The following is a 14,154-nucleotide window of genomic DNA, read 5'->3' on the forward strand; positions in this document are numbered from 1 at the left end:
CCACTCCCCCGCTCCCGCCCGGCAAGTGCCGCCGCGAGCGTACCGATCCCCGGGCGCCGGGCGCGAACCAGACCGCCACGTCCGCGGTACGGCAGCCGGCGCCGGGCCGGGCCCCGCTCTCAGCAGTCGGCGGAGCGTGTTGAGTGGTCGTGTCTCTGTGTGGCAGGCGAGCGGAAGGGCGGGGCGGCCTGGTGGCGGACAAGGTGGAGGCGGGCGACGGGCTGGTCGGAGGGACGGGGTTGTCCGATGCGTCGGCGGCGCCGGTCGGCGGTGTTCCCTGGAGAACGCGGCGGGCGCGGGTGGCCGTTTCCGCGGTGTTCTTCATCACCGGGGCCGCCTTCGCCGCATGGGCCTCGCGGGTGCCCGCGGTGCAGGAGCGGCTCGGGCTGTCCGAGGGGGAGTTGGCCGTCGCGCTGGTGGGGCTGAGCGCGGGCGCGTGTCTCGGACTGCCGCTGGTGGGCGGGCTGGTGGCCCGGTACGGGAGCCGGCCGGTGCTGTTCGCCGGTATGGCGGTGTATCTGGCCTCACTGTCCGGCCTGGCGTTCGTACCCGGCCTGCCGGCGCTGACCGTGACCCTGGCTCTGCTCGCCTGCGGCAACACCGCCGTCGATGTCGCCATGAACACCCAGGGGGTCATCGTCGAACGCGCTTATGAACGCGCCATTCTGGGCGGTTTTCACGCCATGTTCAGTCTGGGCGGGATCACGGGCGCGGTGGCCGGCAGCGTAGCGGCCTCGGCCGGAGTCGGTGTGGGCCCGCACTTCGTGGTGACCTCGGTGGTCCTGTGCGGGGCGACGGCCGTGGCGGCGACCGCGCTGCTCCCCGACCCGCCGCGAGACCGCGCCAAGAAGTCCGAACCGCTCTTCGCCCTGCCCGGCGCCGGGCTGTGGATCCCCGGACTCGTCGCGTTCTGCGCGCTCATGGGAGAGGGCGTCATGAACGACTGGGGCGCGGTGTACCTCCACGGCGTGACCGGTGCCTCGCCCGGCGCGGCGGGCGCCGGATTCGCGGTCTTCTCCGCCGGGATGGTCGCCGGCCGCCTCGCGGCCGACCGGATCCGTGCCCGTACCGGCACCGTACGGTTCACCCTCGGCTGCGCCCTCGTCGCCGCCGCCGGGGCGGTGACCGCGATCGCCGTCCCCACGACCGGCGCGGGCTTCGCCGGCTACGCGCTGATCGGACTGGGCATGGCCGCCGTGATCCCCGTGATCTTCAGCCACGCGGCCGGGCTCCGGCCGGACCGTCCGGGTCCGGCGATCGCCGCGGTCTCCGCGGTCGGGTACGTCGGGTTCCTGGCGGGCCCGCCGGTGATAGGCGGCCTCGCGGAGGCGACGGACCTCCGTACGGCGATGCTGGTCCTGCCTGCGCTGATGGCGGCGATGGCGCTGCTGGCGATGAGGCTGCGCCGTCGCTGACGCGTCTGCGGCGGCGACCGTCGACCCGTCGTACCGCTTCCACAAGAGGTACTGCACAACAGGCATTGCACAACAGCTCTTGTGGATATAGCTTCGTCCGCATGTCCGATCACGACCGTTCCATCACCGACTCACGCGTCCTCGCCGCCATGGCCCATCCCGCCCGGCGGCGGCTGCTCGATCTGCTCAAGCTCGACGGGCCCGCGACCGCCAGTGGGCTGGCGCAGCAGACCGGGGAGGCCGTGGGGAGTGTCAGTCATCATCTGCGGGCGCTGGCCGAGGCGGGGCTGATCGAGGAGGCGCCGGAGCTGGCGCGGGACCGGCGGGAGCGGTGGTGGCGGCGTACGACACCCAAACTGTGCTGGTCCTCCGCCGACTTCGCCGAGGACGCCGCCGGGGAGGCCGTCGCCCACGCCGTCGACTCGCTCAATCTGGAACGGCAGGCCGGGCATGTGCGGCGCTGGGCCGACCGGCCGCAGGCCGAGCAGGCGCGGTGGCCGCTGGGGCCGTTCTCGAACGAGGCCTGGCTGCGGGTCACCGACGCCGAACTCGCGCAGTTCGCCGCCGAGATCGGCGCGGTCGTCGACCGGTGGGCCGATCGCGAACTGCCCGACGACGGCCAGGAGCGCGGCACCGTCTTCACCTTCACCCGCGCCGTACCCGGCCGCCCGTAGAACCCGTGGACCGGCGAACAGCCCGTGGACCGGCCTGGACACCGTCAACCGGCCGAACAGCCCGTGGAGCGGCCCGGACACCGTGGGCCGGCGAACAGCCCGTAGACCGGCCGTACAGCCCGTAGAACCCCTGGAAAGTGAGTAACGAGATGAGTGTGTGGTTCATCACCGGCGCCTCCCGCGGCCTCGGCGCCGCCATCGCCCGGGAGGCCCTGGCCCGCGGCCACCAGGTCGCCGCCACCGGACGCGACCTGGACGCCCTCCGCCGTACCTTCCCGGACCCCGGCGACGCCCTTCTCCCCCTCGCCGCCGACGTCACCGACGAACCGAGCGTCCGGGCCGCCGCGGACGCCGCCCTCGCGCGCTTCGGCCGGATCGACGTCCTCGTCAACAACGCCGGGCGCGGGCTGATCGGCGCTGCCGAGGAGGTCTCGGACGAGGCCGCCCGCGCGGTGTTCGACACCAACTTCTTCGGTGTGCTCACCACTCAGCGGGCCGTCCTGCCGGCGCTGCGCGCCCAGCGCTCCGGGCATGTGATCAACATCAGCTCGGTGGGCGGGTTCACCGGCTCCCCGGGCTGGGGAATGTACGCGGCGACGAAGTTCGCCCTGGAGGGCATGTCCGAGTCGCTGCGGGCGGAGCTGGCGCCCCTCGGCGTACGTGTCACGGTCATTCAGCCGGGCGGCTTCCGTACGGACTTCCTGGACGGTACGAGCCTGCACACCGAGCCCCACACGATCGACGACTACGCGACGACCTCGGGCGCCACCCGCGACGTCCCCGCCTCGTACAACCACGCGCAGCGCGGCGACCCGGCCAAGGCCGCGGCGGCGATCGTCGATCTGGCGGAACTGCCGGAAGGCACCGAACCGCCGATGCGGCTCCAGCTCGGCGCGGACTGTGTGGAGCGCGTATCGGCCAAGCTCGATCAGGTACGGAAGGACCTCGACGCCTGGCGAGCGGTGGCAGTCGCGACCGATCACGCCGATCAGCCGGCGACCGGGTCGTAGCCCTCAGCACGTCCCGCCCGCTCGGCCTGGGCCCTGCTGCTCCGCCTGCTCCGTCCGGGTCTGCTGCGCCGCCCAGGCCTACTGCTCCGTCTGGTCCGTCCGGGCCTGCTGCCCCGCCGGACAGGGCCTACGCCTCCCGGCAGATCAGCAGCAGCGCCCGGTCGTCGTTCACGTCCTTCGCCACCGCTTCGATCAGATGCCACGCCGCGCCATGGAACCCCGGCGCCACATACCGGTCCGCCTCGCCCGTCAGCCGGTCGATGCCCTCGCCGAGGTCGCGGCCCGACGCCTCGACCAGGCCGTCCGTGAACAGCATCAGCACATCGCCCGGCCGCAGCGTGCCCTTGGCCGAGTCGAACTGCGCCCCGTCGTACACCCCCAGCAGTGGGCCCTCGCCCGACTTCTCCTCCCACCGGCCGCTGCCCGCGTGGAGCTGGAGGGCGGGCAGATGGCCGGCGGAGAGCAGTTCGTAGTCGCCCGAGTCCAGGTCCAGGACCAGATGGATGGAGGTGGCGAACCCCTCGTCCCAGTCCTGCCGGAGCAGATAGCCGTTGGCGGCCGGCAGGAAGCCGTGCGGCGGGAGCGAGCCGAGCAGCCCGCCGAAGGCGCCCGAGAGCAGCAGGGCGCGCGAACCCGCGTCCATGCCCTTGCCGGAGACATCGGTGAGGACGACTTCGAGGGTGCGCCCGCCGTTCGTACGGGCCGCCACGACGAAGTCGCCGGAGAACGACTGGCCGCCCGCCGGGCGCAGCGCCATCTCCCGGTGCCAGCCCCTGGGCAGGCGCGGGAGGGCGCTCTGCACGCGGATGCGCTCGCGCAGGTCGAAGAGCATCGTTCCGCCACGCCGCCAGGGCACCCCGACGCGCGCCCTGAACTGCGCGATCAGCAGACCGAACAGACCGCAGGCCGCCACCACCAGGACCGTGCCGGGCGTGACCCGGGCGGGCCCGTCCGGATACGGGCCGAGGACCATCGACTCGACGATCAGCGCGGCGGCGGCCGCGGCGTACAGGCTGAGCAGGCTGGAGGGCCGCAGCAGCACCCCGCCGGCCACGATGGGCAGGACGAGCGCGGAGGGCGCGCACCAGACGGGGAAGGCGATGGTGGTGAGCGTGATCGCCGGAATCGTCAGCAGCAGTCCGGCGAGGGCGATCCAGTCGGAGCCGTCGCCCCGGAAGTAGTCGACGCCGGATTTTCGCACGCTGTTGCGGACCCGGTGCAGCTTCCTGCGCAACCGGGCCGAATAAGACTCCGCTCGCGCGACACCGGCCATCGTGTGGACCCTACCGATCCGGCCGACGGGCGTGCAGGGGGACCCCGAGACATTGCGTTCGAAATCGGGTCGCTTCGTCGACATCATCCTGCTACTGATGGCATATGACTACTGAGCTGCGGGTACTGAACCCGGCCGAATGGGACCGCTGGTACAGGACACTGGAAGTCGCCTTCGGAGGGCTCGTGGAGTCGCCGGAGAAGCGCGCGCTGATGGAGTCGCTGACCGAATGCGAGCGGTCGGTCGGGGTCTGGGACGGGGACGAATGCGTGGGCACGGCAGGGGCGTTCAGCTTCCGGCTGTCCGTGCCGGGCGGTGCGCTGGTGCCCGCGGCGGGCGTCACGATGGTCAGCGTGGCGGCGACGCACCGCAGGCGCGGGGTGCTGACCTCGATGATGCGCCGCCAGCTCGACGACGTACGGACGTGGGGAGAATCACTCGCCGTGCTGACGGCGTCCGAGCCGCCGATCTACGGGCGGTACGGGTACGGCGCGGCGACGCGCCAGCTCCTCGCGGAGATCGACACGTCGCGGGTGCGGTTCGAGCTGCCGGCGGGGGCGGAGGAGATCCGGCTGCGCGCGGTACGGCCCGGGGATCCGGCCGTACAGAAGGCCTGTGAGGCCGTGTACGCGGCGGAGGTCGCCGCCCGGCCGGGGATGCTCGCCAGGCGGCCCGGGTGGGAGCGGCTGCCGCTGGCGGACGCCGAGAAGGAGCTGGACGGGGCGTCGGCACTGCGCTGCGTACTGGCGGAACGGGCAGGCGAGGTGGTGGGGTTCACACTCTTCCGAAGCCGCCCCGATTGGGACAATTCCGGACCGAAGGGGACGATTGAGCTCCAGGATCTGCACGCGCTGGACCCGGTGGCGTACGCGTCGCTGTGGCGCTTCCTCGCCGATATCGATCTGACGTCGACGATCCGTGCCCGCAACCGGCCGGCGGACGACGCGTTCCAGTACCTGGCCTCGGACATCCGCCGCTGCGGGCTGGTGCTGCGGGACTCACTGTACGTACGGCTGGTCGAGGTCGGCGCGGCGCTGGAGGCGCGTACGTACCGGGCGCCGGTCGATGTGGTCCTGGCGGTGGAGGACGGCTTCTGTCCCTGGAACGAGGGGCGTTGGCGGCTGTCCGGCGACACGAAGGGCGCGACCTGCGAACGCACCACGGACGCCCCGGACTTGACGCTGTCGGTGGCGGACCTGGGCGCCGCCTATCTGGGCGGCATCTCCCTGACCGCGCTGTCCCGCGCGGCCCGGATCCAGGAACACCGCCCGGGCGCCCTCGCCGAAGCCGCCACGGCCTTCTCCTCGGACCCGGCCCCCTGGCTCCCCCACGGCTTCTGAGGCATACGATTCTGGGGCTTCGGCTTCTGAGGCTTCGGCTTCTGAGGCTTCCGAACGGCCCGGCCGGGGCTCACCCGGTCCGGCGCATGACTTGTACTCCGCGACCTACAGTCCGTTGAGAACGTCCTGGTACGCCGCGCCGAAGCAGTCGATCATTGTTTTGAGTTCGGCGTCGGAACTGATCAGTGGAGGCGCGAAGGCGATGGTGTCGCCTATCGCCCGTACGAGCAGGCCGTGTTCCGCCGAGCGGGCCATCAGGGCCGTGCCCAGTTCACCGGCCGCCGTCCCGGCGGCGGCCGGGTCGAAGGTGATGGCGCCGAGGAAGCCGTGACCCCGTACATCGCGGACCAGCTCCGCGCCACGAAAGGCTCCGAGTCCGTCCGCCAGCATCGGCGCGGTCGTCCGCACATAGCCCGGGATGTCCCGCTCCCTGAGAATGGCGAGGGATTCACGCGCTACGGCCGCGGCCACGGGGTGTCCCGAATAGGTAAAACCGTGCGCGAATCCGTCGAGTTCGGCGGACCCTTTGACGAGTGCGTCGACCACTCGCTTCTCCAGCATGACGGCGGAGATCGGTATGTACGCCGAGGAAAGCCCCTTGGCGAGGGTGATCAGGTCGGGGGTGAGATCGAATTCCGTCGTCGCGAACATCGAACCGGTGCGGCCGAATCCAGTGATGACTTCATCGGCGATGAACAGGATGTCGTGACGGGCCAGCACCTCTTCGACCCGATGGTAGTAACCCGGGGGCGGGATGATTATTCCGCCGGCGCCGATTATGGGTTCCGCGATGAACGCGGCGATCGTGTCGGCGCCCTCTTCATCGATGAGATCCTCCAACCGCGCGACCAGCCAGTCGACGAACTGATCATTCGTCATGCCCTGAGCCTGCGGGGAAAGAGGATCGGGGCAGGGCACCTTCAGGAAATTCGGCAGGGGCAGACCGAATCCCTGGTGTATGTAGCTGATACCGGTGGCCGATGCAGCGGCGACGGTGGTGCCGTGATAGCCCATCTCCTGAGAGATGATCTTCACCCGCCCGGAACGGCCCAGGCTGCGGTGGTAGAACCAGGCGATTTTGAACGCGCTGTCATTCGCCTCTGCTCCTGAATTGGCGAAGAACGTACGCCCCATTCGCAGCGGGGAGATCTGGGCGAGGTCTTCGGCGAGAGCCAGTGCGACATCGGTGGTGCGGTGCCCGAAGGACGCGTAGAACGGCAGCTTGGCCAGTTGATCCGTGGCCGCCTGAATGAGCCGGGGCTCGCTGTAACCGAGATTCGCGCACAACATGCTGGAGACACCGTCGAGATAGGAACGGCCTTCGCTGTCCCATACCCGCACGCCTTCGCCACGGACGATCACATGCGGTTCGGTTTCCAGATAGGTGGGAGTGTGGGGTTCGAGCATGGTTACCGACTGTGGAGACATAAGGACTCCTTCGTACTCGGTGTCTCCTCAACCTTTTATTCGGTTCATTCAGTTTACTGGCGGCTGGCAGGCCGGGCACCAGAAGAGATTGCGGGCGGCGAGCGGGGCCGTACGGATTTCGGTGGCGCAGAGATGGCAGGGCATCTGGGCGCGGCGGTAGACGTACACCTCGCCGCCGTGGTCGTCGACGCGCGGCGGGCGGTTCATGGCCTCGGGGGTGTGCTCGGGGCGGACCGTGTCGATGCGGTTGTTCCGTACGCCCTCGCGCATCAGCGCCACCAGGTCCGCCCAGACCGCCTCCCACTCGCGGCGGGTGAGGTCCTTGCCGGGGCGATACGGGTCGATGCCGTGGCGGAAGAGGACCTCGGCGCGGTAGACGTTGCCGACGCCCGCGATGACCTTCTGGTCCATCAGAAGCGCGGCAACGGTCGTACGGGAGCGGGAGATCCGCGCCCAGGCCTTCTCGCCGTCGTCGGCGGGGCGCAGCGGATCCGGCCCGAGGCGGTCGTGTATCGCGCGCTTCTCGGGGGCGGTGATCAGGGCGCAGGTGGTGGGGCCGCGCAGATCCATGTACGCCGTGCCGGAGGCGAGCCGGAGCCGGACGGTGTCGGTGGGCGGCGGGGCGGGCGCGGCACCGAAGGCGACCTTGCCGAAGAGGCCGAGATGGATATGCACCCAGCCCAGGTCCTCGCCGAAGCCGTCCGGGCCGCCCGTGCCGTCCGGGCCGCCCTTGCCACCGTCGCCGTCCGGGTCGCCCGTGACACCGCCGTCCGGGCCGCCGAAGCCGAGGAAGAGGTGCTTCCCGTGGGCGTCCACGCGCTCGAAGACCCGGCCGTCGAGCAGGGCCGCGCTGTCGGAGAACTTGCCCTGCGGGCTGCTGACCCGTACCGGCCTGCCTCCGAAGCGGTCGAGATGGTCCTCGGCGAGGCGGTGGATCGTATGCCCCTCGGGCACGGTCTCTCCTGTTGTGCTGCTCTGTACGGGCTGGTGGCTACGGGTATGACAGTGCCGCCGGATCGTCGTGCTGGGCCGGCGGCACGTGTAGGGCTGGTCAGTCCTTCTGCGGGTGGTGCGCCGGGATCGGCGGCAGCTCGTGGGTCGCCTCGTACTCCGTGAGCATCTCGATCCGGCGTGTGTGCCGCTCCGCGCCCGAGTACGGCGTCTTGAGGAAGACCTCGATGAACGAGACCGCTTCGTCGCGGGTGTGCATCCGGCCGCCGACCGAGATCACATTGGCGTTGTTGTGCTCGCGGCCCAGGGCGGCCGTGCGCTCGCTCCACGCGAGGACGGCCCGTACCCCCTTGACCTTGTTCGCGGCGATCTGCTCGCCGTTGCCCGAGCCGCCGATGACGACGCCGAGGCTGTCCGGGTCGGCGGCCGTACGCTCCGCGGCGCGCAGACAGAAGGGCGGGTAGTCGTCCTCGGCGTCATAGATGTGGGGGCCGCAGTCGATGGGCTCGTGACCGTGTTCGGTGAGCCACTCGACGAGGTGGTTCTTGAGTTCGAAGCCGGCATGGTCGGAACCGAGATACACGCGCATGATCCGAGTGTGGCACGCGGGACGCCGGGCGGCGGTCAGCGGGGTCGCGGGCCGCAACGGCGTCACGACCCCGCGGAAACGCTCCGGAAGGGCTCCGTGAACGCTCCGGAAAGCACCTCCCGGCACGGCACCTCCCGGCACGGGCTCACCGGTCAGCCGCGGCGGCCCATCAGCTTCCAGGCGGCCGGCAGCGCCCCCATCGCCAGCGCCGCCTTCAGCGCGTCGCCGAGCAGGAAGGGCACCAGTCCCGCCGAGATCGCGGCACTCGGTGACAGACCGGCGGCGACGGCCAGATACGGGACGCCCACCGCGTAGATGATCGCGGAGCCCGCCACCATCGTCCCCGCCGTACGGAGTACGGAACGGTCGCCGCCACGGCGGGCCAGCGCGCCCACCGCCGTGGCGGCGAGCAGCATCCCGAGGACATAGCCGAAGGACGCCCCGCCCGCGCCGGACGAGCCGGCCGAGAACCACGGCAGCCCCGCCGATCCGGCAAGGGTGTAGAGGGCGAGCGCGAGGAAGCCGCGGCGGGCGCCGAGCGAGGTGCCGACCAGCAGCGCGGCGAAGGTCTGGCCGGTGACGGGCACCGGCGAGCCGGGGACCGGTACGGAGAGCTGCGCCGCCAGTCCGGTGAGTACGGCACCGCCGACGACCAGGGCGATGTCCCGGACACGGGTGGCGGGGAGCAGATCGGCGAGGACCGCTCCGGTACGGGGAGCTGCGGCGGCGGTGGTCATGGGGGCTCCGGGGTCGAGAGGACGGGGCGGGAAGGTGGCGCGGCGGAACAGGTGCGTCCAGCTGGTTCGGTCCTGACGGTGCGCCGGGACAGCCCGACCGTAACCCACCGGTTCGCGCCGAATCACCGTCAGTCGTCCACAAAGCGGGGGTCAGGGGCTTGTCGGGGGTGGCACAAAGTGCCACGGCACACGGCCGACCGTGTTGCTGCTAGCGTGCACATGCATAAGACTTGCAATAAGAGGTCGGAGGGCTCGGACACATGGCCACGTACACGCTTCCTGAACTCCCGTACGACTACGCGGCGCTCGAACCGGTCATCAACCCGCAGATCATCGAGCTGCACCACGACAAGCACCACGCCGCCTATGTGAAGGGCGCCAACGACGCCCTGGACCAGCTCGCGGAGGCGCGCGACAAGGAGGCGTGGGGGGCGGTCAACGGGCTGGAGAAGAACCTCGCGTTCCATCTCTCGGGCCACATCCTGCACTCGATCTACTGGCACAACATGACCGGTGACGGCGGCGGCGAACCGCTCGCCGAGGACGGGGTCGGCGAGCTGGCGGACGCGATCACGGCGTCCTTCGGCTCGTTCAGGGGCTTCAAGTCGCAGCTCACCAAGGCCGCGGCGACCACGCAGGGCTCGGGGTGGGGCGTGCTCGCGTACGAGCCGGTCAGCGGGCGGCTGATCGTCGAGCAGGTCTACGACCACCAGGGGAACGTGGGGCAGGGGTCGGTGCCGATCCTGGTCTTCGACGCCTGGGAGCACGCCTTCTATCTCCAGTACAAGAACCAGAAGGTCGACTTCATCGAGGCGATGTGGCGGGTCGTCAACTGGCAGGACGTGGCGAAGCGCCACGCCGCCGCCAAGGAGCGCGCGAACGTTCTGCTGCTCGCGCCCTGAGGCGTCCTGCTCGTGATCGTCTTCTCAGCCTTCACGGGCGGACGGAATGAGGAAGGGCCCCCACGAGGACGTGACTCGTGGGGGCCCTTCCGCGCAAGGCGCCCCTCCGCGTAAGGCGCCCTCCCACGTAAGGCGCCCCTCCGCGTAAAAGGTCCTTCCGCGTGATGGGTCCTTCCGCGCGAAGGGTCAACAGGCGGATCGGTTCACCGCCGGGCGGGTCAGTCGAAAATGGGCTCCTGCGTCCGCGTCCGCTTGATCTCGAAGAAGCCCGGGATCGACGCCACCATCAGCGTGCCGTCCCACAGCTTCGCGGCCTCCTCGCCCTTGGGCGCGGGGGTGACGACCGGGCCGAAGAAGGCGATCTGCTCGCCGTCCGAGCCGGGCACCGCGATGACCGGGGTGCCGACCTCCTGGCCGACCTTGTCGATCCCCTCCTTGTGGGAGGCGCGCAGCTCCGTGTCGTACGCGTCGGAGTCCGCGAAATCGATCAGGTCCGCCGGCAGCCCGACCTCGTCCAGGGCTCCGGCGATCGCCTCGCGGGTGGCGCCCTCGCCGCGGTTGTGGAAGCGGGTGCCGAGCGCGGTGTACAGCTTGCCGACGACCTCGTCGCCGTGCTTCTGCTGGGCGGCGATCACCACACGGACCGGGGCCCAGGCCTTGGCGAGCCCTTCGCGGTACTCCTCGGGCACGTCCTTGTCCTCGTTCAGCACGGCCAGGCTCATCACGTGCCAGCGCACCTCGATGTCGCGGACCTTCTCCACTTCGAGCACCCAGCGTGAGGTCATCCAGGCCCAGGGGCACAGCGGATCGAACCAGAAGTCGACGGGGGTCTTCTCGGACATGACTCTCCTCATGAAGGCGGTGAACACACCTTGGATACACCTCAACGGGAGAACGTCCCGGACGGCCGGGGGCATTCCCCGCTGCCGCCCACCGGGCACACATGGGAGGATCGCCGGGTTCGAGACGAGCGCCGCGCAGCGCCACAAGCACTGCCGAGCGCCCCCCAGCACCGCCAAGCCACGCGGCGAGCCACGAAGGAGTGACCGTGCCCGGTGAGAACCTGTCCCGCGACGAGGCCCGTGAACGGGCCGGCCTGCTGTCCGTAACCGGGTACGAGGTCCGCCTCGACCTGCGCTCGGCGGTGGACGGCGCCCCGGACGAGGCCGGTACTCCGGAGGACACCGCCGCGCCCGCCGGCCCCCGGACCTTCCGCTCGGTCACGACCATCCGGTTCCGCTGCGCGAGCCCCGGCGCCTCGTCCTTCGCCGACCTGATCGCGCCCCGCGTCACCTCCGTGACCCTCAACGGCACGGACCTGGACCCGGCCGCGGTCTTCGACGGCTCGCGTATCGCGCTGGACGGCCTCCAGGCGGAGAACGTCCTGGTCGTGGACGCGCAGTGCGCGTACAGCAGGACCGGCGAAGGTTTGCACCGCTTCGTCGACCCGGAGGACGGCGAGGTCTATCTCTACACGCAGTACGAGCCGGCCGACGCCCGCCGGGTCTTCGCCAATTTCGAGCAGCCGGACCTCAAGGCCCCGTACCGCTTCGAGGTGACCGCACCGGAGGGCTGGACGGTCTGGAGCAACGGCGCGGGCACCCTGAAAGAAGAAGGGCGCGAAGCGCTTCCGCAGAAGGGTGGTGGCGGGCGACGGGCGGGCAGGGTCTGGCACTTCGCCGAGACCGCGCCGATCTCCACGTACATCACGGCCGTCGTCGCGGGCCCGTACCACTACGTGACCGACTCGTATCGCCGTACGTTCGAGGACGGCACGGTGCTGGAGATCCCGCTCGGCGCGATGTGCCGCAAGGGGCTCGCCCGCCACTTCGACCCCGACGACATCTTCCTGATCACCAAGCAGGGCCTGGACTTCTTCCACGACCACTTCGACTACCCGTACCCCTTCGGGAAGTACGACCAGGCGTTCGTGCCCGAGTACAACCTCGGCGCGATGGAGAACCCCGGTCTGGTGACCTTCCGCGAGGAGTACATCTTCCGCGGCTATGTGACGCAGGCGTCGTACGAGCGCAGGGCGACGACGATCCTGCACGAGATGGCGCACATGTGGTTCGGCGATCTGGTGACCATGCGGTGGTGGGACGACCTGTGGCTGAAGGAGTCCTTCGCGGACTTCATGGGCTCGTTCGCGCTCGTCGGCGCGACCCGCTTCACCGACGGCTGGATCACCTTCGCCAACAACCGCAAGGCATGGGCGTACCGCGCCGACCAGTTGCCGTCCACCCACCCGGTCACGGCCGACATCCGTGATCTGGAGGACGCCAAGCTGAACTTCGACGGCATCACCTACGCCAAGGGCGCGTCGGTGCTGAAGCAGCTCGTGGCGTACGTGGGACAGGACGCGTTCCTGGAGGGCGCCCGGCGCTACTTCAAGCGGAACGCGTACGGGAACACCGAGCTGGGCGATCTGCTGTCCGTACTGGAGGAGACCTCCGGGCGGGACATGGCGGGCTGGGCGCGGTCCTGGCTCCAGACCGCCGGGGTCAACTCCCTCACCCCGCAGGCCGCTTACGGCGACGACGGGCGGATCAGCGAACTGGCGGTGGTGCAGGAGGCGGCGGCGTCGCACCCGGAGCTGCGGCCGCACCGGGTGGCGGTGGGGCTGTACCGGCGCACGCCGGAGGGCGCACTCGTCCGGTACGCGCGCGCCGAGGCGGACGTCGACGGGCCGCGTACGGTCGTGTCCGGCCTGGCCGGGGCCGACCGCCCGGATCTGATCCTGGTCAACGACGACGACCTGACGTACTGCAAGATCCGCTTCGACCCGGCCTCGCTGGACACCCTGCGCGCGCACCTCGGCGATCTCAGCGATCCGCTGGCCCGGGCGCTGTGCTGGTCCGCGGCCTGGAATCTCACCCGTGACGCGATCATGCCGGCGCGGGACTTCATCGCCCTGGTGCTCGCCCACGCGGGCCGCGAGACGGACATCGGTGTGCTCCAGATGGTGCACGCCTGGGCGCGGTCGGCGCTCACCCACTACGTGGCGCCGGAGTGGCGCGAGCACGGCCGGCGGCTGCTGACGGGGAACGCGCTCGAACAGTTGCGCGCGGCCGAGCCGGGCAGCCAGCACCAGCTCACCTGGGCCCGCTTCCTCGCCTCGATCGCGGCGTCGGAGGAGGACCTCCAGTTCCTGCGCGGGCTGCTGGACGGTACGGCGAAGATCGACGGCCTCCAGGTCGACCAGGAGCTGCGCTGGGCGTTCCTGGAGCCGCTGGCCGCGCACGGCGCGGCGGACGAGTCGGTCATCGACGCGGAACTGGCCCTGGACGACACGGCGTCGGGCAAGCGCCACCAGGTGCGGTGTCTGGCGGCCCGGCCCTCGGCGGCGGTGAAGGCACAGGCGTGGGCGCAGGTCGTCGAGTCGGACGCGCTGTCGAACGCGCTGGTGGAGGCGGTGATCGCCGGGTTCGCGCGGCCGGGGCAGCGGGAGCTGACCGCGCCGTACGCGGCGAAGTACTTCGAGGTGATCGAGCGGGTCTGGGCGGAGCGCTCGATCCAGATCGCCATGCATGTGGTGCGGGGGCTGTACCCGGCACTCCAGGCGCGCCGCGAGACCCTGGACGCCACGGAAGCGTGGCTCGCGGCGCATGAGGACGCGGCGCCGGCGCTGCGCAGGCTGGTGCTGGAGGCGGGGGACGATCTGGCGCGGGCGCTGCGGGCGCAGGAGCGGGACGGGGCGCAGGAGCGGGACGCGGCGGTGTGACCGGGGGCGCGGCGGTGTGACCGGGGGCGGGCGTGAGGAGGCGCGGCCCGTTTGATTCGTACGACGAGTCGCGCATCATCGGCAGTCGAACGTCCGTACTTTAGGCCGAGC

The 14,154-nt window shown here is 70.7% G+C and carries 12 protein-coding genes; 6 read left to right on the plus strand and 6 right to left on the minus strand.

The window, feature by feature from the left end:
- Positions 1-191 precede the first annotated feature (191 nt).
- The 3 genes from WH07_RS18650 (at position 192) to WH07_RS18660 (ending at position 3,099) form a co-directional block, all read left to right on the plus strand.
- Positions 192-1,415, plus strand: a complete 1,224-nt coding sequence (locus WH07_RS18650) for an MFS transporter (RefSeq protein WP_052744467.1) — start codon at positions 192-194, stop codon at positions 1,413-1,415.
- A 101-nt stretch (positions 1,416-1,516) separates the two neighbouring features.
- Positions 1,517-2,089, plus strand: a complete 573-nt coding sequence (locus WH07_RS18655; protein ID WP_046501235.1) for an ArsR/SmtB family transcription factor — start codon at positions 1,517-1,519, stop codon at positions 2,087-2,089.
- A gap of 137 nt (positions 2,090-2,226) precedes the next feature.
- Positions 2,227-3,099, plus strand: coding sequence for an oxidoreductase (locus WH07_RS18660; protein ID WP_456300496.1), 873 nt, complete (start codon positions 2,227-2,229; stop codon positions 3,097-3,099).
- 127 nt (positions 3,100-3,226) lie between these two features.
- Here WH07_RS18660 and WH07_RS18665 read toward each other — a convergent pair whose 3' ends face one another.
- Entirely contained in the window at positions 3,227-4,372 is a 1,146-nt protein-coding gene (locus WH07_RS18665; RefSeq protein WP_046501246.1) for a PP2C family protein-serine/threonine phosphatase, read from the minus strand.
- A 104-nt stretch (positions 4,373-4,476) separates the two neighbouring features.
- Here WH07_RS18665 and WH07_RS18670 point away from each other — a divergent pair, with 104 nt between their 5' ends.
- Complete coding sequence (locus WH07_RS18670; RefSeq protein ID WP_046501237.1) at positions 4,477-5,712, plus strand: GNAT family N-acetyltransferase; 1,236 nt, start codon at positions 4,477-4,479, stop codon at positions 5,710-5,712.
- Positions 5,713-5,817: 105 nt separating this feature from the next.
- Here WH07_RS18670 and WH07_RS18675 read toward each other — a convergent pair whose 3' ends face one another.
- From WH07_RS18675 to WH07_RS18690, 4 genes are all read right to left on the minus strand, one after another.
- Complete coding sequence (locus WH07_RS18675) at positions 5,818-7,119, minus strand: aminotransferase class III-fold pyridoxal phosphate-dependent enzyme (RefSeq protein ID WP_052744468.1); 1,302 nt, start codon at positions 7,117-7,119, stop codon at positions 5,818-5,820.
- Positions 7,120-7,188: 69 nt separating this feature from the next.
- On the minus strand, positions 7,189-8,094 hold the full coding sequence (locus WH07_RS18680; RefSeq protein ID WP_046501239.1) for an Fpg/Nei family DNA glycosylase: 906 nt from the start codon (positions 8,092-8,094) through the stop codon (positions 7,189-7,191).
- Positions 8,095-8,191: 97 nt separating this feature from the next.
- Complete coding sequence (locus WH07_RS18685) at positions 8,192-8,680, minus strand: ribose-5-phosphate isomerase (RefSeq protein WP_046501248.1); 489 nt, start codon at positions 8,678-8,680, stop codon at positions 8,192-8,194.
- Between the two features lie 152 nt (positions 8,681-8,832).
- The gene (locus WH07_RS18690) at positions 8,833-9,417 is read right to left on the minus strand and encodes a biotin transporter BioY (protein WP_046501240.1); all 585 of its coding nucleotides are present in this window, start codon (positions 9,415-9,417) and stop codon (positions 8,833-8,835) included.
- A gap of 260 nt (positions 9,418-9,677) precedes the next feature.
- On the opposite strand from WH07_RS18690, the gene WH07_RS18695 reads away from it, so the two are divergent.
- On the plus strand, positions 9,678-10,319 hold the full coding sequence (locus tag WH07_RS18695; RefSeq protein WP_046501241.1) for a superoxide dismutase: 642 nt from the start codon (positions 9,678-9,680) through the stop codon (positions 10,317-10,319).
- 218 nt (positions 10,320-10,537) lie between these two features.
- Here WH07_RS18695 and WH07_RS18700 read toward each other — a convergent pair whose 3' ends face one another.
- A complete protein-coding gene (locus WH07_RS18700; protein ID WP_046501243.1) occupies positions 10,538-11,161 on the minus strand; it encodes a mycothiol-dependent nitroreductase Rv2466c family protein in 624 nt (207 codons plus the stop codon).
- A 206-nt stretch (positions 11,162-11,367) separates the two neighbouring features.
- Between WH07_RS18700 and pepN the strand changes: the two genes are divergently transcribed.
- On the plus strand, positions 11,368-14,043 hold the full coding sequence (pepN, locus tag WH07_RS18705; protein ID WP_046501244.1) for an aminopeptidase N: 2,676 nt from the start codon (positions 11,368-11,370) through the stop codon (positions 14,041-14,043).
- Positions 14,044-14,154: the final 111 nt, after the last annotated feature.

Source organism: Streptomyces odonnellii, assembly GCF_000981895.1.
In the GTDB taxonomy this organism is placed as follows: domain Bacteria; phylum Actinomycetota; class Actinomycetes; order Streptomycetales; family Streptomycetaceae; genus Streptomyces; species Streptomyces odonnellii.